At 41.5% G+C, this 21,627-nt stretch carries 12 protein-coding genes and 1 tRNA gene; 10 read left to right on the top strand and 3 right to left on the bottom strand.

The window, feature by feature from the left end:
* Window positions 1-358: 358 nt before the first annotated feature.
* From K6V26_RS16960 to K6V26_RS16915, 10 genes are all read left to right on the top strand, one after another.
* Window positions 359-4,921 carry a DUF6383 domain-containing protein gene (locus K6V26_RS16960; RefSeq protein WP_224263384.1) on the top strand — a complete coding sequence of 1,521 codons (4,563 nt, stop codon included), beginning with the start codon at window positions 359-361 and terminating at the stop codon, window positions 4,919-4,921.
* 164 nt (window positions 4,922-5,085) lie between these two features.
* Window positions 5,086-5,994, top strand: a complete 909-nt coding sequence (locus K6V26_RS16955; protein ID WP_044246026.1) for an AraC family transcriptional regulator — start codon at window positions 5,086-5,088, stop codon at window positions 5,992-5,994.
* Between the two features lie 60 nt (window positions 5,995-6,054).
* Complete coding sequence (locus K6V26_RS16950) at window positions 6,055-9,198, top strand: GH92 family glycosyl hydrolase (protein WP_224263383.1); 3,144 nt, start codon at window positions 6,055-6,057, stop codon at window positions 9,196-9,198.
* 452 nt (window positions 9,199-9,650) lie between these two features.
* Window positions 9,651-12,506, top strand: a complete 2,856-nt coding sequence (locus K6V26_RS16945) for a SusC/RagA family TonB-linked outer membrane protein (protein ID WP_224263382.1) — start codon at window positions 9,651-9,653, stop codon at window positions 12,504-12,506.
* A gap of 16 nt (window positions 12,507-12,522) precedes the next feature.
* The gene (locus K6V26_RS16940) at window positions 12,523-14,157 is read left to right on the top strand and encodes a RagB/SusD family nutrient uptake outer membrane protein (protein ID WP_224263381.1); all 1,635 of its coding nucleotides are present in this window, start codon (window positions 12,523-12,525) and stop codon (window positions 14,155-14,157) included.
* Between the two features lie 12 nt (window positions 14,158-14,169).
* The gene (locus K6V26_RS16935; protein ID WP_154278411.1) at window positions 14,170-15,099 is read left to right on the top strand and encodes a LamG domain-containing protein; all 930 of its coding nucleotides are present in this window, start codon (window positions 14,170-14,172) and stop codon (window positions 15,097-15,099) included.
* A gap of 170 nt (window positions 15,100-15,269) precedes the next feature.
* Window positions 15,270-15,351 (top strand) — tRNA-Leu (locus K6V26_RS16930).
* An 83-nt stretch (window positions 15,352-15,434) separates the two neighbouring features.
* Window positions 15,435-15,986, top strand: a complete 552-nt coding sequence (locus K6V26_RS16925; protein ID WP_044214784.1) for an RNA polymerase sigma factor — start codon at window positions 15,435-15,437, stop codon at window positions 15,984-15,986.
* 46 nt (window positions 15,987-16,032) lie between these two features.
* Window positions 16,033-16,419, top strand: coding sequence for a hypothetical protein (locus K6V26_RS16920; protein ID WP_007654632.1), 387 nt, complete (start codon window positions 16,033-16,035; stop codon window positions 16,417-16,419).
* A 48-nt stretch (window positions 16,420-16,467) separates the two neighbouring features.
* Window positions 16,468-16,941, top strand: a complete 474-nt coding sequence (locus K6V26_RS16915; protein WP_007654630.1) for a hypothetical protein — start codon at window positions 16,468-16,470, stop codon at window positions 16,939-16,941.
* Between the two features lie 95 nt (window positions 16,942-17,036).
* Here the strand turns inward: K6V26_RS16915 and mazG are convergent, their stop codons facing one another.
* From mazG to K6V26_RS16900, 3 genes are all read right to left on the bottom strand, one after another.
* Window positions 17,037-17,822 (bottom strand): nucleoside triphosphate pyrophosphohydrolase, encoded by a 786-nt coding sequence (gene mazG, locus K6V26_RS16910; RefSeq protein WP_224263380.1) that lies wholly within the window; start codon window positions 17,820-17,822, stop codon window positions 17,037-17,039.
* 114 nt (window positions 17,823-17,936) lie between these two features.
* Window positions 17,937-20,012, bottom strand: coding sequence for a protein-disulfide reductase DsbD family protein (locus K6V26_RS16905; RefSeq protein ID WP_224263379.1), 2,076 nt, complete (start codon window positions 20,010-20,012; stop codon window positions 17,937-17,939).
* Between the two features lie 25 nt (window positions 20,013-20,037).
* Window positions 20,038-20,949 (bottom strand): RluA family pseudouridine synthase, encoded by a 912-nt coding sequence (locus tag K6V26_RS16900; RefSeq protein ID WP_007654625.1) that lies wholly within the window; start codon window positions 20,947-20,949, stop codon window positions 20,038-20,040.
* Window positions 20,950-21,627 lie beyond the last annotated feature (678 nt).

Raw genomic sequence — 21,627 nt, 5'->3', positions numbered from 1 at the left:
TCTTCCCATCAAGATAAAACCGGAAACGGCTGCTTCCCGAAAAGGAGGTGGCCGTTTTTTTGTTATATATAATAATGTATAGGGAATATTGCAGGAAATGAAGTGCTAATGGTTGGATATGTCCTTAAAACCGTCCCCTTTGTACGATTTAAGGTAAGAATCGGATAAGAAAGCATGGTTAAAGGGAAAAAAATATAACAAAAAAATAGTGCAACAAAAAAAGATATGTATATTTGCATAAGAATTTAGGTGCAAGGTATGCACAGATGAATGAGGCGGTTAGAAATCGTCAGAACTTTATTTTGATAGAAAGATTTATTTGAACTTTATATTTTATTACTAATTAAATTATTTGATTATGAACAAAAAGTTTTCTACTTTGTTCGCCGCGTTCCTTGTGGCAAGCAGTAGTTTTTCAATTTTTGCTCAAAATGCGGTCCCAGCCTGGTACAAGACAGGTGCTGATACTTACAAGGCCGATTTTGAAGATCCGACTGCGGATGAATTGAAAGAAGCTGCGAAATTTGACCTTCTCAATAGAGGTGCCTTAAAGTATATCACAGAGCAAACTGTTAATTACTGGAATTATATTCTGCCTTTGCAGGATGTGAATGCTGGAACTCTTATTCCAGGGGTATTTGTTGCTTTTGATTCTGCAGCGGGTAATGTAGCTGGTGGCCAGTATGTATCTGGCGACGAGTTATATAGTAATGTAAATCAACCTCAATATGGTGTTATTACTCAAGGTGATATTACTTATTTAGGTGTTAGAGCGACAGAAACAAGACAAAGTCGTGTTGAATTTACATTCGATACAAGAGGTTTGAGTGATGCAACAAGTTTCCATTTTTACATCAGCCGTTTGAAAAACGATGACGTAAACCGTAACTTGGTTTGGAAGATTGCAAGTGCTAAGGCTTATAAACTGGATGGTACAGATGCTCAGGATTTACCTTATAATGAAAAATATCAGAATGGATTCCTGGTTGATAAAGAAGGTGTTACTGTAGATGGCGTAATAAATCCAGATGCCTATAAGGTAATGTTTAACATGGCTAACACAGGTGAAGTCGATATTGATAACTCTATTGTACATATCGTTCTTGAATCAGAACTATCTGAACCTGATGAAAATGCAACAGATAATACTTTGGAACCTGTAACATTGTTCTCAAGTGTTAATCTTGATTTCATTCGTCCTCACGTAGAAATAGATTATGAAACAGAAAAAGAATTCCGTGTAGGTGTTAACCGTTCTACTGAATGCGAAGCATCTGAAATGGATGTTAAGATCTGGAAGTTCAATGATAAGATGGCTGGTGCTGAAACTCCTCATCATGTTCAGGCTACTTATTTGAAGCTGAATGTGAAAGCTCCTATCGTTCTTGAAAAGATTGGTAATGTAGATGTTACTGAAGGTAACTTCTCTCAGGCAACAGAAGCTGACGGAAGTAGAAGTTTCTATGTACGTGCAGGTTTGTTCAATGAATACAATCCGGTTGACTGGTCAAATGTAAAGGTTGTTTATCATGTAGAGCCGGGTACTGTGAAAGACCAGTGGGCTTTGGCTGACTATGTATTTGCTACGACTACTGCATCCAGTACGGATACAGCGTTTGTAAGACATAGCGTAGATGCTCGCGGTACATTCAAATTCGGTGACGACTTAGTCTTTACAAAATACGAAGAAGTTCTTGAAACATCTATTGATTTCACATATCTACCTAAGTTTATTTTAGATTGTGCAGAAGGTCCTGGCCCTGCACCTGCGAATGCAGTAAGAATGGCAATTGATAACTCTTGTGATGGTGGTGCATTAAATCTGGAATTATTAACTCCGGCTGATCCGGGTTCTACCGACAGATGGGAAGATAAGATTGAATTCTTGGGATTCAACTGGTACTTCGAAGGTGAATTAGTTGAAGGATTTAAACATACAAGATGTATTCCAAAAGCTGCTATCGATTGTTTAGGTAATCTGAATGAAGGTTGGACAGTGAAAGCTGCTTTCCACTTTGCATCAGGTAACATGAACATCGATCAGGATGGAGCTTATAATATTGAAGAAAAATGGGGCTTGTCAGCAACATTGAATACTCAGGATGATTGCGAAGGTTATTCAGGACAGGATTTGATCAATCTGGGTGAAGCTTATTATCCGGGTGTTCTGACTACATCTGCTCGTACTCAGCACGTATGGACTAACTGGAGAGGTATTGAAACAGATAAGGGTGTTGTTGGTTCTGTAACCGGAACATTGGCAAACATTATGAATATTTCTGCTGGTTTGATCTCTGCTGCTCAGGATTGCGAATGTCCTGTAGGTGAAGCTGTAAAGGGTGGTGCTGAAGTATTTGCAGCTCCTTACTTTACTAATAAGGATTCTTATGTATGGGGTATCGGTGGCTCTTCTCGTAACCATGTTGTTCATGTTTACGCAACAGGTTTGAAACCGGATGCTGACGACGCTAACTATACAACTATCCGTCTGTACAAACAGGCTATGAGAATTGGTGAAGCGAAAGTAAAACAGGATAAGAACTTCTATTTCTCAACAGAATATGCAAACGCTGTTTGGAATCGTGGTGATGTTGGTGGTCTTGAACCGCAACCTGGTTCTGTATGGCGTGGTGAAAGTGCTGGTGACACATTGTATATCCGTGTTCCGTACAAACAAGCTAATCTGGATGACCTGAAAAATAATGGTATTCCTGTTAAGGTTAGATATACACCTCAGTCCAGAACCGATTGGGTTCCGACAGAAGAAATCCTTACAGATATGGCTCAGTTCGGCCTGTTGACAAATGATTCAGGTGATGGTAAAGCTACTCACGAAGATTGGGAAAAAGAATTGACAGGTTTCAACCAATTCAACGTAGTTGGTACTGTATTCAAAGGTCTTATCTCTACATTGACAGGTGACAAACCGGTAGGTGCTTATACCAGCTTCCTGGGTAATATCCAGAATCTTGACCAATTTGAATGGGGCGAATATGACTCTAACGTATTCCGTGATCTGTATACTAAGAACTATGGTACTTATTACCTGGGTCAGGATCAGTGTTATGAAGTGAAAGATGGTACTTTCGTTATCGCAGGTTTGAACCTTGTAGCTCCGGTAACTGTAGAAACAAGCAAATCTAACAAGATTGGTGCATTCGATCACGATACAACTGTTGTTATCGGTACTTTGGACGGTGGCAAATTGATTCCTAACAAATACGGTGAGTTACTTGCTTACGTTAAGTCTACATTCAAACCGTCTGACAAGGCTGGTATCGTTCCTGATACAATTCATTCAGCAGTTGATAACAAAGACTTCATCTATAATTATGTAAATGACACAGTTCGTCTGTATCCGATGCAGATCAAAGACCAGATCAGCTGGACTTATGTATACGGTTTGGATGAAAAGTATGCTTACAAAGAAGTAGAAAACAATAATGGTCAGAGCAATGGCTATATCAGCCTGTTCGATATCTACGGAGCTTACCGTAATGATACAGTAGCTGCTAATATCTATGGTGATGTTAAACAACCTGAACTGTATTTCGCAACTACAGCTGATACAAAAGCTGCTAAGTTGGCTAAGTTAGACTTCGGCGCTGTTACATTCATTGAAGATGACATTGCAGCAACTAAACAAATTTATCTGATCGGTAAAGATCTGCCTTCAATCGATCCTACTGAAGAGGTATCTAAAGTAATTGCTATCTCTCCTGCTGGTGCATTGATCGCTTCTACTGAAGGTAAGAACCAGGCTGAATATGTAAGCGAAGCTATTATTCCGGTTTCTGTTGATCTGTTGGCTGATAAGAGCGATCATGATCTGGTTACGGATGTATTAGCAGCAAGCACATTGTGCAACTGTACAGTAGATCTTCCGGTTAATTATTCTCCGGTTCTGGCTGCTCCTGTAGTTGATACTAAATATTTGTCTGACAACATTAACGGTAGCAAGGCTGAATTCAGATGGTCTGCAGTTCCGGGTGCTCACTACTACAAAGTAGAACTTGGTCAGTACGAAAAGCAGAACACTTCTAAGAATATCTTTATCTCTGAAGTGAAAGCTGAAGAAGGTACAATCATGGTTGAATTGTTCAACGGAACAGGTGAGGTTATTAATCCGTTGCTGCACCACAACTATAAGCTGACTATCATGAAGAATGGTGCTGAATATAAGACAATGGATGTTATTTCAACAAATACTCAGTTGAATGAGGCTTATAAGGCAGAAGCATTTAGCGTTGACGCTGATTTGAGCCCGGCTAACACTTATACAGTTCTGTTGAAAGAAGGTGGCAAGCAGATCGATATCTTCGAATTCACTAACACAACTCGTTTGTCTCGTGACGAAAAAGACGGTCTTGAAGAAAACACTGGTGCATTCAATAAGAATGACTGGAATCCTGACTTCGGTTCTCTGCCGGTAGCTAGCTACATGGAAGAATCTGACAAATGGGACTTCCTCTTTGTTCAGGGTATTGAATCAGAAGAAGTAGGTCCTACTTCAACTTCAATCAGAGCAATCAACTTGCAGCCGAAGACTGAATATGCAGTACGCGTAACAGCTTATAGCTATTCTCCTTCAATTGTAAAATCTGCTTCATCTGACATCGCTGAGTTCGGTACTTCAATCTTTACTGAACCTGTTACAGGTGACATGCAGTTTGACGAAGATTCTTACAGCCCGCCAGTAGGCAACGAAGACATCACAGTTGATGGATTCAACGTATTCGGTGGCGTAGGTTCTGTAACAATCCAGGGTGCTGCTAATAAGACAGTTGTTGTAACAAATGTATTAGGACAGACAATCGCAAGAACAGTTCTTTCTTCTGACAATGCTACAATCTCTGCTCCGGCAGGTATCGTTGTAGTAGCTGTTGAAGGCGAAAGCGCAGTTAAAACTGTTGTTAAGTAAATAAGATACCTGAAAGACTGAAAAGTCCGAAAGTATTAAAGATAGAAACTCCGTCGGGAAACCGGCGGAGTTTTTTTGTATCTTCGCATCGTAAACCGACCGTAAGTTCCCGGTTAGAGAAAGCGAAGGTTTTCTTTATTGGAACAGGTCTTATGATTAAAGCCATGATAAAGATTAAGGAAGGATTCAAAGGAGAACGTTTTGTTTCCCTGCCGGACGAATTACTGGATTCGTACAGCAGCGAACCGCTTATCGGAAATTTGTATGTTAGGAAAATCGGTTTCTTTCCGAAGGTAAAGTATCATTATGTACAAAAGGACCAGGGCTCTAAATATGCGATGCTGATCTATTGTACGGAAGGAAAGGGGTGGTATACTATTTATGGAAAGACTTATACGGTCGTTGAAAACCAGTATATCATTATCCCCCCCGATGTTCCCTATTCATTTGGAGCGGACGAGCATGATCCCTGGACCATCTATTTCCTTCATTTTAAAGGAAAACTATGTAAAGAGTTTGTCCCGTCCTACAACATGCCCAAAGATATTTTGCCGGGAGAACATTCGCGGCTTCAGGACAGGATACGGTTATTCGAGGAGATATACAGTTGTTTCTCTATGGGATACACAAAGGAATATATGATCTATTCCAGTATGTGCCTTTATATGTTCCTGAGTTCGTTCATATATCTGGAACAGTTCCGTTATTATAATTTACCTACTCATAAAGAATATTCATTCTCATCGAAAGTGATCCACTATATGCAGGAAAATGTGGAACGAAATCTGACGCTGGAACAATTAGCTACTTATTTTAAATACTCTCCATCACATTTCTCAATGCTTTTCCAAAAAGAGACGAGAATGTCACCGATTAATTATTTTATTCGGTTGAAGATTCAGAAAGCCTGTCAGTATATAGTGCTTACTAATCTTAAATTGAATGAGATATCTATTAAACTGGGATTTGAGGAACCAGCCTATTTCTCGCGTATCTTTACAAGAGTGATGGGAGTCTCTCCTTCCGTATATCGAAAGAAAGAATCAGAACATAGTATAACTCAATCAGAATAATATGACTTGCGGGACTCGCTGAAGATCGCTTCTTTTGCTGCATAAATAATCTTTGCAGTTATGAGAAAAAGAATACTTTTGGTAAGTTGTCTGTGTGTACTGGCTGTAACCTCTTGTACAATACCTGACAATAAGGGACAGATTTGGAATATAGGTGTCCCTGATAGTTCTACTGTTGAATTGGCATTGGGACCAGATCGGTATAAAGATTTTCTGGCTAATGACTTTGGTTTTGAGGATCGATATTTCTTGGTCGGGAAGAGTGATGTAAAAAAATCATTCCCTTATGTTTTGCCCGGTCCGGCCGATCAATGGGGCGGAACTTGGTCTACCGCAGGTTTAAGGACACATGACGTGAATATCCTTTTCGGATTGGAAAATATTCCGGAAGAAGGGGAGTGGTCGTTGATCGTTGATTTGGCTGATAATTCTCCTCATAAACCTCCTTTGTTAAAAGTCTTGATTAATAATAGTCAGGAAGAGAAGATTCAATTGACTTCAGGAGGAAGCGATGCTTCTATTACAGGGGATATGAGTCAGGCGAAACCTATTCATCTGTCTATTCCGGTGAAGAAAGGAGTATTACGTGAGGGAGGAAACAGCATCACGCTTTCCGTATTGGAAGGTTCGTGGCTTTTGTTTGATCATGTCGGTTTGCAAGGTCCTTCACGTGTGCGGTTGGTGAATCCGGAAAAAGCATTCGTTCGTTCTGTAAAGGCTGCCGATTATGAAGTGGCTACCGATAGTGGAAATAAGCAGCCCTTGCTCGTTGATGTGGAACATTTGGAAGGACAGCCGGCTCTTGCTGTCGAATTGGATGGAAAAGAGATATTTTCAACTGTGCTGGATACAGCACGTTATTGCCTGGAAGTTCCGATGCCGGCTGTTGCATCTTCGCAGATCAGTACTTTCGAGGTTCGGGCAGATGGTAAATTATTACAGAAAGGAAAGGTGGAACGTAAGCCTCAGCCTCTTCAGACTTTTGCCCGGTATGTAGATACCCGTATTGGTACGGCCCATTCCCGTTGGATGATTGCACCTGGTCCCTGGATGCCTTTCGGAATGGTAAAATTGAGTCCTGATAATCAGAATGCCGGTTGGCAGGCCGGATATCAGCCTACTTTCGAGAGCGTAGGATGTTTTAGCCATATACACGAATGGACGATGGGAGGGCTGGGTATGATGCCGACGAATGGACCGTTACAAACGATTGTCGGTGATGAAACTGACCCGGATTCAGGCTATCGTTCCCGGATAGATAAACTGACGGAAGAAGCTCCTTTGGGTTATTATAAGGTAGACCTTACGGATTATGGTATTAGAGCTGAGTTGACTGCCACGACTCATTGCGGTTTTCAGCGATATACTTTTCCTTCCGATAAGGATAGTGCCCGGGTCTTGGTTGATCTGCATATTCCGGCTGAATATGATTACCAATTAGAGGATGTTGAAATAAAAAAAGTCAGCGATACTCGTATCGAGGGTTACAGTCATCAGTTGTCTAAATATGTATGGAGTTCTGATGCAGATCAGGAATATACCCTTCATTTTGTGATTGAGTTTGACCAGCCTATAGAATCGATGGGTGGTTGGATCAATGAGAAGAGGGAAAAGACGGAACATCTGGCAGCCCAAAATATAAAGAATGCCGGTGTCTGGTTACAGTTTGATGCCAAAAAATCACCGGTAGTACAGGCGCGTTCAGGTATTTCTCTGGTCAGTATAGCAAATGCTGCTGAAAATCTGGAGAAAGAAATCAGTTCACCTTTTGGCTGGCAGTTTGATCAGGTACGGAATAATCAGGTAAATGTATGGAACGATTTGTTTGACCGTGTGTTGATCTCGACAAATGACCGTTTGGAGAAGGTGCGTTTTTATACTAATATGTATCGGGCATTGTGTAGCCGTAATATCTGGAGCGATGTAAACGGAGAATGGGTATCTGCCGATGAAAAAGTCCGTCGGTTTTCAGATCCGGATGATGTGGCTTTGGGATGTGATGCTTTTTGGAATACGTTCTGGAATCTGAATCAGTTTTGGAATCTGGTGACGCCGGAGTGGAGTAATCGTTGGGTAAAGTCACAATTGGCGATGTATGATGCGAATGGTTGGTTGGCTAAAGGTCCTGCTGGCATGGAATATATTCCGGTAATGGTCGCAGAACATGAAATACCTTTGATTGTCAGTGCTTGGCAAATGGGTATTCGTGGTTTTGACGGAGAAAAAGCTTTTGCTGCTGTTAAAAAGATGCAGACTACCCCGAGTCAGAAAGTCTGTGGTGGTTATGCGGGAAATCGTGATTTGATGCCCTATCTGAAACACCGGTATGTTCCGGCAGACCTCGGACGTTTTTCTAATACACTGGAATATGCTTATGACGATTGGACAGTATCTCAACTGGCTGAGGCATTGGGGAAAGAGGAGGATGCTAAACTATTTGCAGAACGGGGTTCGTGGTGGAAAAATGCGATAAATCCGGAAATCGGTTATGCTCAAATGCGGAATAGTGATGGAAGTTGGAGTAAAGATTTTGATCCTTTCCATTCAGGTGCGAACCATCATTATGTGGAGGGAAATGCCTGGCAATTGACTTATTTTGTTCCCCAAAATGTTCCGGCTTTGGCTGAAATGATAGGAAAAGACCGTTTTGTTGAACGTCTTCAATGGGGATTCGGAGCGAGTGAACCTTGGCGTTACAATGCACCCAACGATCAGTACTGGGATTATCCGGTAGTTCAGGGAAATCAACAATCCATGCATTTTGCCTTTTTGTTTAACTGGGTGGGACAACCTTGGTTAACTCAGAAATGGAGTCGTTCTATAATTGAACGTTATTACGGGGGCGGAATGGCAAATGCTTATCTGGGAGATGAAGATCAGGGACAAATGAGTGCCTGGTTTGTGATGGCTGCTCTAGGGCTCTTCCAGACAGATGGTGGTTGTAGCATCGAGCCTGTTTATGAGATCGCTAGTCCGTTATATGAAAAGGTTGTCATTGATTTGGGTGAACGTTTTGGCAGAGGGCAAACATTTACGATAGAAGCACATAATGCTTCCCGTGTCAATAAATATGTTCAGAGTGCTGTTCTGAATGGCAAGCAACTCCAGGCTTTCCGTTTTCCGGCTTCCGAATTGTTAAAAGGAGGTACTCTCACATTAGAAATGGGATCGACACCGGATTATTCCTGGGGAATAGAGCGGTAGTCTGATTTATTTAACTAAATTCTAATTAATAATATAGTAAGATAATATAAGAATATCGGAGTATTTTATTATGAATTTGTAAAATGGAATCTTTTACTTTGTCTTTAAATAAAAGGGGAGAGCACTCGTAGTAGGCTTTAATCCCGGATAAATATTATGACAGATATAAAAGGTTTGAATATGTTGTTATATGTTTGTATTTATTGCCTTGTGTTAATATGCGTGGTTTGTGATATAAATAATATAATCTTCTTATCTAACAATATTTATTGCTAATTAAAAATAAAGAGTATGAAACAAGTTAATCAATTGTCTAAACTTTTCGTTCAGGATTTGAATCGAAGAATGAAAATTCCAATGATTCTAGTCATGTCGGTTTTGGTTCTGCCGGTTGCGGAGGAATCAAAACATATGTTAACCCCCCCCCCCGTGTGTTAAAAACAGACAATTATGTGTCTGGAATCGTAAAAGATATTAATGGGGAGCCCTTGTTTGGTGTCAATGTTAGTGTAAAAGGGAGTACAACCGGAACCATTACTGATGAGGAAGGCGCTTACTCTTTTGCTAATCTGAATCCCAAAGACATACTAGTCTTTTCCTATTTAGGAATGTTATCCCAGGAGGTAACAATTGGAAGTCGTACTGAGATCAACATTGTGATGGCGGAAGACGTTATCGGATTGGAAGATGTTGTTGTCACAGGTTATACTTCTATGAAACGTAAAGATATAACAGGTTCGGTGGCCTCTATCAGTTCAGAAAAGATTGGCAGAATACCAGCCAACGATATTACGACCAGCCTTGTAGGAGTTCCGGGTATACGAATGGATGGTAGTTCCATTCGAATCCGTGGAACACGTTCCCGAAATGCCAGTAATGACCCGTTGATTGTGTTGGACGGGATACCTTATAATGAAACGCTGGCTTCAATAAATCCCGGTGATATTGAATCGATTGATGTATTAAAGGATGCTTCTTCTACCGCTATATACGGGGCAAGAGGTGCTAATGGCGTAATTCTGGTTACAACCCGGCAGGCGAAGAAAGGTAAAACGATTGTTTCTTATGATGGGTTTGCCGGAGTCGGAGTAAATGATTGGGGCTCTTTCGAAGTGATGGATGCAGATGAATATATTGCATTCAAACGTGAAGCATACCGAGCTGCCGGAACATGGAACAGCGAAGCTGATGATGCTAAAGCTTTTTCCGGAGCAGAACTGTCCAATATGGGAAAAATGAATACGGATTGGACGGGCGAATACTTTAACCGGAAACGTTTCTGGACCAACCATCTGGTTACTATTTCTTCAGGAAATGACAAAACTCAGTATAAAATCTCATTTAATTACCGGAATGACGATAGTCGTTATAAGAATAATAACTACAATAATTTTTACCTGACTACCGATTTATCTCATCAGGTATTGCCTTTTATGAAAGTCGGAATCTCTAACCGTGCTTATTATACAATTAAAAATGATAAACCGGATGTGTTCGGTACGGTAATCAGGATGTCTCCGTTGACGTCGGTGAGGGATGCTGATGGTTCTTACAATACCTACCCGTTTGGCGATCCTTTTGTAAAGAATCCGTATCTGAATGAAAGCGATGAAGTCTACAAGGATAAAACGGAAGAATGGAAGATCTTTTTCAGGATTTTTGCAGAGATCAATCTGGCAAAAAACCTTACTTATAATACGAATTTTGCCTATAATCCGGCTTTCTCTTCCAGAGGATATTATTATGATGAAAGAAGCGTTTCTTATCAGGATACACGGAATGTGGCCAGTATGACTAATAATCGGCAAGCCGACTGGGTGTGGAATAATATTCTGAATTATAAGCTGGACATAAAGAAACATACGATTAATTTATCCGGAGTACTGGAGATGCAGAACAGGCAAACTGTTAACTCGAGTATGTCGGGTAAAGAACAGGAATCTCCTGCTTATTTGTGGTATAACATGGGGCGTCTGGTTGATTCGAAAACATTGTCTTCAAGTTTTACCCGCTCCCAGATGGTATCTTATATAGGACGTGTACAGTACGATTATAATGATCGTTATATGTTGACATTTTCAGTCAGAGGAGATGGGGCTTCCCAGCTTTCAGAAGGGCATAAATGGGCAACTTTCCCGTCAGGAGCCCTCGCCTGGAGAATTTCTGAGGAAGATTTCATTAAGCCGATCGATTGGATCACTAACCTGAAACTGAGAGCAAGTTATGGTTTGACAGGCAATTATGCAATTGCTGCTTATGCGACAGCCGGAACTCTTTATGGTACATATGCCAACTTTAAAACAGAATCCGGTGAAATTAATTATCCGGGTCTGGAACCTGATACCCGTCCGACTCCCGACTTGAAATGGGAAAAGAATAAGATGCTTGATATCGGATTGGATTTCGGTTTTCTGGATGGGCGTATTTACGGATCTGTTGACTGGTATGACTCCAGAAGTTTTGATTTGCTTTATTTGAAAACACTTCCTTATACGACAGGATTTAACCGTGCCTGGGATAATGTGGGAGATACCCGTAACCGGGGATTGGAGATTTCTTTGTCGGGGATTGCTGTTAAGAAAAAAGATTTAGAATTGGGGGCGACGCTTACTTATTATAGAAATAAGGAAGAATTGGTTCGCCTTCAGGATCCTGAGATGAAAGAGGATATCAATAACGGACTTTTTGTTGGCTATCCGGTAAATGGTGTATTCTACGATTATAAGCAAGTGGGTATTTGGCAACAAGAAGAAGCGGGCCTTGCAGCACTTTACGGACAGAAACCGGGTGAAGTGAAAGTGGCTGATTTGGATGGAAATGGGAAGATTGATGGGAATGACCGTATGATTCTGGGCACGAACAGACCTGACTGGGTTGGCGGACTTCAGATCAATGGACGATGGAAAGACCTGGATTTCTCAGTAGATTGTTATGGTGAGTTCGGAGCTTTGGCGAGAGATACTTATAGTACAGATTTCTGGTCATCAGAAATGGGACGTTGGAATACGGTGAAAGTTGATTACTGGACTCCGGAAAATCCGACTAATTGTAATCCTCGTCCGGTAGCCGGTCAAAGTGTTAAATATCTGAGTGCAGTGGGCTATCATAAAAATAACTATGTTAATATCAGGAATATTACAGTCGGTTATACATTACCGAAAACATTGTTCAATGATAAAAGTGTAGTAAAAAAACTACGTGTTTATGCAACGGCAAATGATCCTGTTCATTATAGCAAGTTCATAAATTCCGGTGGTATTTCCTGGTGGGAAGCATTTTATATTTTTGGCGTAAATCTTCAGTTCTAATAATAAACGAATAAGTATGAAAAGAATATTTATATTGGGTTTGGTAGCCATATGTATGTCTACAATAGGGTGCTCAGACTTTTTAAAAGAAGAATCGTACGGATCTACAACTGATATTTTTGGTGAGGAGAATGGTATTAAAGCATTGGTGTATCAGTCCTATACAAAGATAAACAATCTGTATGGCGGTGGTGGGCAATGGCCTGCTTTTACAGAACATGGGGCAGACCTGTTCCTTCGGGGAGGGAATTTTACGGATATGGGAGTCTGCGATTATTATGGTTTGGATGCAACAAACGGAAATGTGTCCTGGTTGTGGAACCACTGCTATAAGGCGATGGCAAATATCAATCTTTTCTTTGAAACGATAGACAGTACGCCTTTTGCCGATGAAGCGGAAAAAGATCAGTATAAAGCGGAAATGATGGTTATGCGTTCTATGTTCCTTTGGATAATAACTGAAACATGGGGAGATACATATCTGCCTCGTACGACGGATGTGGATGAAGGGATGACGGCTAGTCGTTCGCCCCGTGCGGATTTTTACAAAGAAATTATTTCGGGATTGGAAGAGGCTGTCAAGCTGTTACCGGATCGGCGGACTTCCGAATATGGACGTATAGATATGCCTTCTGCTAAAGCATTTTTAGCTCGTATGTATCTTTATAATGAACAGCTGGATGAGGCAGCCGATATGGCGTCGCAGGTTATTGATGGTTCTTATGGTTTGGAACTTTCATCTTCCCTGAAAGATTTATGGGATGACAGTAAACGAAATAAAGAGTTTATCTGGACAACAGAGTTTGTGGAAGACGAGTCTTTTAAACAACCAAGCTATTACTGGCAACATTTTGCCATGTTTATCGACCGTTTTGCCGGTGTGAAAACAGAATGCGGTTGGACTGGTTATGGTGGCTGTGGTGCAGTTCCTACATTATATTATATATCATTATTTAATCATGAGGCTGATTTGCGCTGGTCCGACTTACATCAGTGGGTATGGTTGTATAATGATCCGACTGATGATACTTCGGCATTTCCCAATATGCAGACCTTGTATAAGGATACGGCATTATATCTGAGTATTGATCCGATCTCTGCAGAGGAAAAAGTACGTATGGCAAAATGTTATACTGTTTTCGATGTAAATGACTTGTATGATGCAAAAGGTATTCCGACCGATCGTAAAACATTTATCGGTATGACAAAATTCGATGATCAGACACGTCCGGGTGATATGTCGACCAATTCAGATAGAAATTATCCTGTATTACGCTTAGCTGAAATGTATTTGATCCGTGCAGAAGCGAAAATCAGAAGTACAACGAAAAAAGATTTGCAGGGTGCTGCTCGGGATATCATGACAATTAGAAGCCGCGCTACGAAATCCGGTCATGAAAAGGAAATGGAAGTAACGGAAAAAGATATGACTGTCGATTTCATTCTGGATGAACGTGGAAGGGAGCTGGCTGGAGAGTTTCAGCGTTGGTTTGATCTGAAGCGCCTAGGTAAGCTGGTTGATCATATTAAGCTTTACAATCCGGATGCAGCAGGTAATATAAAAGATTTTCATAAGGTTCGTCCGATACCACAGACTCAATTTGATGGTATGCCCGATTGGACGACGCTGGGTCAGAATGATGGTTATTAAAAATGTATTTATATGAGAACAAAGTATATATCAATGATATTTTTGGCAAGCCTTATGTTGATTTGCTTGTCGTGTAAGGATGAGGATGACTCTTTAGCCCGAAGTGGTTTGATCGAATGTATTCAAAAAGCGGAAACTTCTATCTCTGAGTCGGTGGAAGGAAATGAGGAAGGTTGTATAGCTCCGGGTTCTAAAGACATTTTACAAACCCGTATTGATTGGGCCTATTTTATCCTTCAGAATTCATCATCGGATGAAGCCTATACCAATGCATTGAAGATATTGGATGATGCTATTGCTGCCTTTTATGCTAATACGGTAAAAGCAGGTGTTCCTCTTTTCGGATTAGGTTCTAAAATGAATTTGGGACCAGTCGGCGATTGGAATGTGACGGAAAGTTTTTCTATAGAGTGTCGGGTGAAATATAACGAATTTGCCGGTGGTGATCAGAATGTTATTTCTTGTGAGAGTGGTAACTCGGGTTGGATGCTCAGAAGTAGTGGAAATGTTATACAGTTTTATATTAACGATGGTAACTGGACTGGTTGTCAGACTTCTTCTTTAGAGTTGAACCGTTGGTATCATGTGGCTGCAACTTACCAGAAGGGCGGCGGAATAGCTTTGTATCTGGATGGGAAAAAGGTTGGTAGCTCATCTTGTGGTACTTTACAGGTAACTCCGAACGCTGATTTGCAGGCAGGTACGGCTCCATCTTATTCTGATCGTTATATGAGAGGATATATTCAGGATTTAAGTCTATGGAAAGATGTACGTACGGCAGAAGAAGTTGCTGCGGATATTAATTGTGATTTTAGTGGGACAGAAGACGGTTTGAATGCTTATTGGCCGTTAAATCTGAATCTTGGAACTTCCATAACTGATAAAACTGGTAATCATACGGTTAATTTAGTAGATGTCGTTTGGGAGAATCCGGAAGAATAAACGAAGATTGTCTGTGTTCCTATCATGGGAACACGGACAATGAATATTGACTATAAAAACTGAAAATTCAAATAATAGGAAAAAAACAGCATAGATATTTTGCAGTATAAAAAAAAACACTACCTTTGCACCGCAATCACGAGAGATTGCTTACCTGAAAGTAATGAAATGCCCAGGTGGCGGAATTGGTAGACGCGCACGTTTCAGGTGCGTGTGTCGCGAGGCGTGCAGGTTCGAGTCCTGTTCTGGGCACTTCCGAAAAGCGGACAACTGTAAAGTTGCCCGCTTTTTTTATATCCGTACTTTTTTGTATATTTGAGCCAAATATGGAGAGGATGCAGCAATATACGGAAGATGAAATCGTAGAACAACTACGGGATCCGGCCCGGCAAAGGGATGCTTTTGCCTGGGTGGTGAATCTTTATGGGGAAAAGTTATATTGGCAGATACGAAAGATGGTACTGAGCCATGACGATGCAAATGATCTTTTGCAGAATACTTTTCTGAAGGCCTGGACGAATATCGATTATTTCCGGGGAGAGGCGAAGTTGTCTACCTGGCTGTATAAGATTGCCATCAATGAATGTATTACTTTCCTGAACCGCCAGCGGAATATGAATAACGTCTCGATCGACGATACCGATGTCTTTTTGCTGGAACGTCTGAAGGGAGATGACTATTTTGACGGTGACGAGGCACAGCTGAAATTGCAGAATGCCATCCTCACTTTACCGGAGAAACAACGTTTGGTGTTTACCATGAAATACTTTGACGAGATGAAGTATGAAGATATGTCGGATATTCTGGGAACCTCTGTCGGCGCCCTCAAAGCCTCTTATCATCATGCAGTCAAAAAAGTCGAGGAGTTTTTAACAAAAGACATTTAAACCTTTTGGGGCGAAGCTCGTCAAAGGTGTATTAAAACGGAAGTGTATGGAAAAAGAACAAAACAATCTGGAACGTTTTAAAGGAAAGAATCCTTTTACTGTGCCCGACGGGTATATGAAGGATCTCACGGCTAATATAATGAGTCAGTTACCTGATAAACCGAAGGCCGAGGCGAAAAAGGTCTCCATGATGGACCGTGCCCGTCCGTGGTTGTATATGGCTGCTGTATTTGCCGGACTGGGGTTGTTCTTTAAAGCAATAGTCGGTTTCGACGGTGAAAAGAGCCAGTCTGATACATTGTTAGTACAGTCTAAAGATGCATCGGAAGTAAAAACTGCTATCATGGAAGCAGAGAATGAAGAATACCTGGAGTATCTGGAGGCTCAATATACGGATTATCTTTTAGCAGAAGAATTGGGCAATTACGAATAAATTGACGAAAAAAAGAAGTTATTAGCATATTTTTGTAATAATAGTTGTATGAGCAAAATATTTTTTATTACATTTGTGGCGATTTCAGTTTTGTTCTCTTCGAAAGTGTTGGCGCAGGGAGAAAAACAACAACATCGACATTTTGATAAGGAGGCCTTTCAGGCAAAGCGAAATGCTTTCATTACAGCTGAAGTAGGCTTGACACCGGAAGAAGCAGCAGCTTTTATACCGTTGTGTAATGAGTTACAACAAAAAATGTTCGAAGTTGGCCGTGAATGCCGTAAGCTGACGAAGGATCTGAAGCATAAGAATCCACCGACTGAATCCGATTATTCGAAAGTGAATGATGAATGTCTCGGAGTGAAGATGAAGGAAGCGGCTTTGGAAAAAGAATATTACGAGAAATTCAAAAAGATATTATCGCCTGAGAAACTTTATAAATACCGGCGGGCAGAATATAAGTTTGCACGGAATTTTATGAAAGGACCGGACGATAGGAAAGATGAAAACAAGAAAAAATAAAATATTATCATTATTTGTGTTTTTTGTTTAGATTTAGTTTTGGCGTTTAAGTTAAGGGAGGGGTGGCGACGTGATGTCGGTTCCCCTTTTGTTTTTTATAAACCTTTCGATTTGGCTTCATCCCATATCTTATCCATCTCTTCCAAAGACATTTCTTTCAGTGAACGTCCTTCTTTGATGGTATGATCTTCCAGATAGTTGAAACGGCGGATAAACTTCTGGTTCGTGCGTTCCAATGCGTTATCCGGGTTGATCTTATATAAGCGGGCGGCATTAATAAGGCTGAAGAACAGGTCTCCGAATTCACCTTCCATCTTATCTGCATCCATTTTGTCGATCTCGGCCTTCAGTTCGGTAAACTCTTCATGAACTTTATCCCATACCTGGTCGCGCTGTTCCCAATCGAAACCTACGTTGCGGGCTTTATCCTGGATACGGTGGGCTTTTACGACAGACGGGAGGGAAGCGGGGACGCCTTCCAGTACGGTTTTGTTGCCGCCTTTTTCTTTCAGTTTTATCTGTTCCCAGCTCTGTTCTACTTTCTGGGCCGTATCGGCGGATGCGTCACCAAATACATGCGGATGGCGGAAGATGAGTTTTTGGCAAAGGCTGTTGCATACGTCTTTGATGTCGAAGGCTTCTTTCTCTTCACCTATTTTTGCATAGAAGACGATATGCAGGAGCAGGTCGCCTAACTCTTTTTTGATGTTGTTATTATCGTCTTTCATAATGGCGTCGCACAATTCGTATGTTTCTTCGATTGTGTTGGTACGCAGACTCTCGTTTGTTTGCTTCCTGTCCCAGGGACATTTCACCCGGAGCTCATCCAGAATGTCGAGCAGTTGCCCGAAGGCTTCCATTTTTTCTTGTTTCGTAGACATTGTAATAATATGCCAATAAGTTAATGTGCCAATATGCCAATGTGAAAATGAAGAAACTCTGTCGGTACAGGAGCATTCTTAATTGGCACATTGGCATATCGGCACATTGATTAATTATTTATTTTGTTCTTTGAACGTTTTTAATCCGTTTTCAAGGAATTGTATGTATTTCGATACATCTTCGTTGAAGGCATAAGACGGGCCGAGCGGTTTGCCTTCGTCATTCAGCAGAATGTAGAAAGGCTGTGCGTTGGCTCCGAACTTACTGCGCTGGAGGTAACTCCATTTGTCGCCGATTGTTTTCAGTTTGCGGACTTTGCCATGTTCTTCGATTTCGATCGGATGTGGCAGTTTAGTCTTATCGTCTACCATCAAGGTGATTAGTACATAATCGTTTTCGAGTATCTGTTTCACCTTCGGGTCTGTCCAGACGGATGCTTCCATCTTGCGGCAGTTTACACAACCGAAGCCGGAAAAGTCGATCATCACCGGTTTGTTTAGGAGTTTGGCCTTGGCCATGCCGCTTTCATAATCGTCATAGGCTGCATGGACTTCGTCATCATACAGGCTGAAATCCTGTGTGTACAAAGGAGGAGCGAAGGCGCTGATCGATTTCAGCGGAGCACCCCAAAGTCCGGGTACCATATAAACTGCGAATGCGAATGAGATGATAGCCATAAACAGACGCGGAACAGATACATATTTCACATCGCTGTCGTGGCTGAATTTGATTTTGCCCAGCAGATAGAAACCTAACAGAACGAATATCACAATCCATAACACGATAAATACTTCACGATCCAGCAAACGCCAGCCGTAAGCCAGGTCGGCTACGGAAAGGAACTTCAAAGCCAAAGCCAGTTCAAGGAAACCGAGTACTACTTTTACGGAGTTCAGCCAACCGCCTGATTTAGGCATACTTTGCAACATATTCGGGAAGATGGCGAACAGGCTGAACGGAATAGAGAGTGCCAATGCAAACCCGAACATTCCGATAGCCGGACCGACTGCCGTTCCCATGGATGCAGCCTGAACCAACAATGTTCCGATAATCGGACCGGTACAGGAGAAAGATACCAGTACCAGGGTGAACGACATAAAGAAGATACTCAATATACCGGTGGTGGAATCCGCTTTGCTATCCAGTTTCGTTGTCCATGAGGCAGGTAAAACCATTTCAAATGCTCCGAAGAACGAAATGGCAAATACAACCAGCAACAGGAAGAATATAATATTGAATATAGCGTTCGTCGACAAGTCATTCAGTGCGCTAGCCCCGAAAATACCCGTGATAAGTAATCCCATCACCAGGTAGATTACAATAATGGACAAGCCGTATGTCAGTGCATCGCGAATCGCTTTCTTCCGGTCTTTCGTACGTTTCAGGAAGAAACTAACCGTCATCGGGATCATCGGCCATACGCAAGGTGTCAGCAAGGCGATCAACCCGCCGAGGAATCCGGCGAAGAAAATGAATAGCCAGGAGGTATCGGTTGCCGTAACGGTCGTATCGCCAAAGGCTTTCAACTCGTCGATAACCGGTGTCCATAAAGCAGCATCGTTCGTTAATGCGTTGGTTATCTTTTCCGGATTGACGATTACTTTTTCTTCTTTTGCAACCGGGTCGGGTGTTGTCAGGGTTTTTCCTTCTTCCACTACGAGATTCGTATCCGGCTGTTCTTTTGTAACATCCTCTTTCTCCACGACAGGCGCTTCGGCAGGCAATGTCAGTTTCGTATTTTTACTGTCGAAAGCAAAACTCTCACGGTCGGGCGGTAAACAGGTTTCGTCGTTGCAGACCATGAATTCGACTTCCCCTTCGATTTTAAACTTCTTCGGGTCGAGTATTTTAACCTTTTGTGTAAAGGTAACGGCACCGGGGAACCAACGGAGGTCCATGGCAAACTGTTCGTCGTAAACGACGGTCGGCTTGATGTTGGATACCGGTTGTCCGATCAGTTCGGCCCCCTGGAGTGTCTCAAAAGTAAACGAGGTTGAAACAGGCCCTCCCTCGGGCAGGTTCATATCGTACAGATGCCAGCCTTTTTCAATGGTGGCGGTGAATACGATTTCTTTTTCGGCAGTTTTGGAGTCCTCCAGTTTTATTTTCCACTTGACAGGCTGATGAATTTGAGCCTGTACGGCCAGTGTTACGAACACCAGCAATAAGATACTAAAGAGTTTCTTCATACTATGTCTATATTTCTGTCTTAGTTTATTTAGCTAATGAAACGAAAGCATCCGGGATACGTGTTTCGAAACGCATTTCTTCCCCTGTTTCCGGATGAATAAAGAAGAGCCGTCGGGCATGAAGCATCAGCCGTCCGGCGGGATCAGTATCTGCGCCGTACTTATAATCGCCGGCGATGGGATGTCCGATAGATTCCATCTGGACACGTATCTGGTTTTTACGTCCTGTCTCCAGGTCGAGTTCCAGTAAAGAATAATGGCCGTTGCTGTGCAGCACATGGTAACGGGTGATGGCTTCCTTTCCGTCGCCTTCAGCTGTTACATATACCTGCATCTTGGCATTTTCAACCAGGTTCGAGACGATCAGGTCATGGTCTTTCTCCGGGCGGCCTTCTACTACGGCAACATAAGAACGTTGGGTGATGGCTGAGTTCCAGTTCGACTGCAATGCTTTCTGCACCCGTTGGTTCTTGGCAAACATCATCAGTCCCGAAGTATCCCGGTCGAGCCGGTGGAGGACAAAAATCTTGCTCCGGGGATCATTCTTCTTGACGTAATCGCTGAGCAGATGATAAGCGGTACGTTCCTTTACACGGTCGCTGGAAACGGACATGAGCCCGCTTTTCTTATTGACAACGATCAGGTCGTCATCTTCCCAGACAATATGTAACAAGGGGTTGCTGAATTCCACCTTTCCCCGTTCATAACTGATCTCGACTTCGTCTCCCGGCACTAAAGGAGCGTTGAACTGGGAGGTAACCTTCCCGTTTATCAAGATTTGTCCGTGGCTGAGTAAAGCCTTGACGGAACTTTTGCTCTGTTCACTTAGCAATGCGAACAGGAAAGGGAGCAATGTATTCTCTTCCTTCACCGTTACTTTGCGTCCGCGAGGGGCTTTTTTGAGATTTGTGTCTTTGTAACCTGAGCGTCTTCCCATTTTATTTAATAAATAATGTACAAAGATACTGGCATTTGCGGAATGTTGCAAGCCGTGTTTGTATATCTTAGTTATTAATATGTAAGGGATACCTTATTTTGTGATTTTTTTCACAGTCAGCACGTGTTTGTTCGCGTCTTTCCTCCCGTCCTAAAATAAGTTGACAAAAAGATAAATAAGGCTGGACTTCTCTATTATAATACCAGATTTCTATTATTTGTGAATTTAATTTTAAAATATGTACATTTGTTTCAGCAAACATAATATTGACAATTTGATTACAAATGATGTTATTGGGATTTTTATAGAAGATACTAGTTTATGTTAACTTTATGAATATTATCTTTTCTACTGCGATAGCTAGGAAAGAATACCATGAATGCTAATTAGTTTGTAGTAAATAGAATGTAATTTGTTTCTACAGGTTAGTTATATAAAGAAAGGCGTTGCTTGTGAAAGCAGTGTCTTTTTTTAATAAAGAAGTGATAATAACTGAATGTTTATAATGCTTAAAAATCAATATTTATGTAATGTGGTTGTTGTAATATTAATTTTACATATCTTAAATGTCGGGTTATGTATTATATTAAGATAGTATTAGTTTTTATTTTTATTGGAAGGGATGTTTGCCCCTCTTATGTCGTAAGGTGTGGAACATGATGTATTGCTGGATAAGTT

Source organism: Parabacteroides goldsteinii, assembly GCF_020091425.1.
Classification (GTDB): Bacteria; Bacteroidota; Bacteroidia; order Bacteroidales; family Tannerellaceae; genus Parabacteroides; species Parabacteroides goldsteinii.
This window is presented reverse-complemented; position numbering and strand designations above follow the sequence as displayed.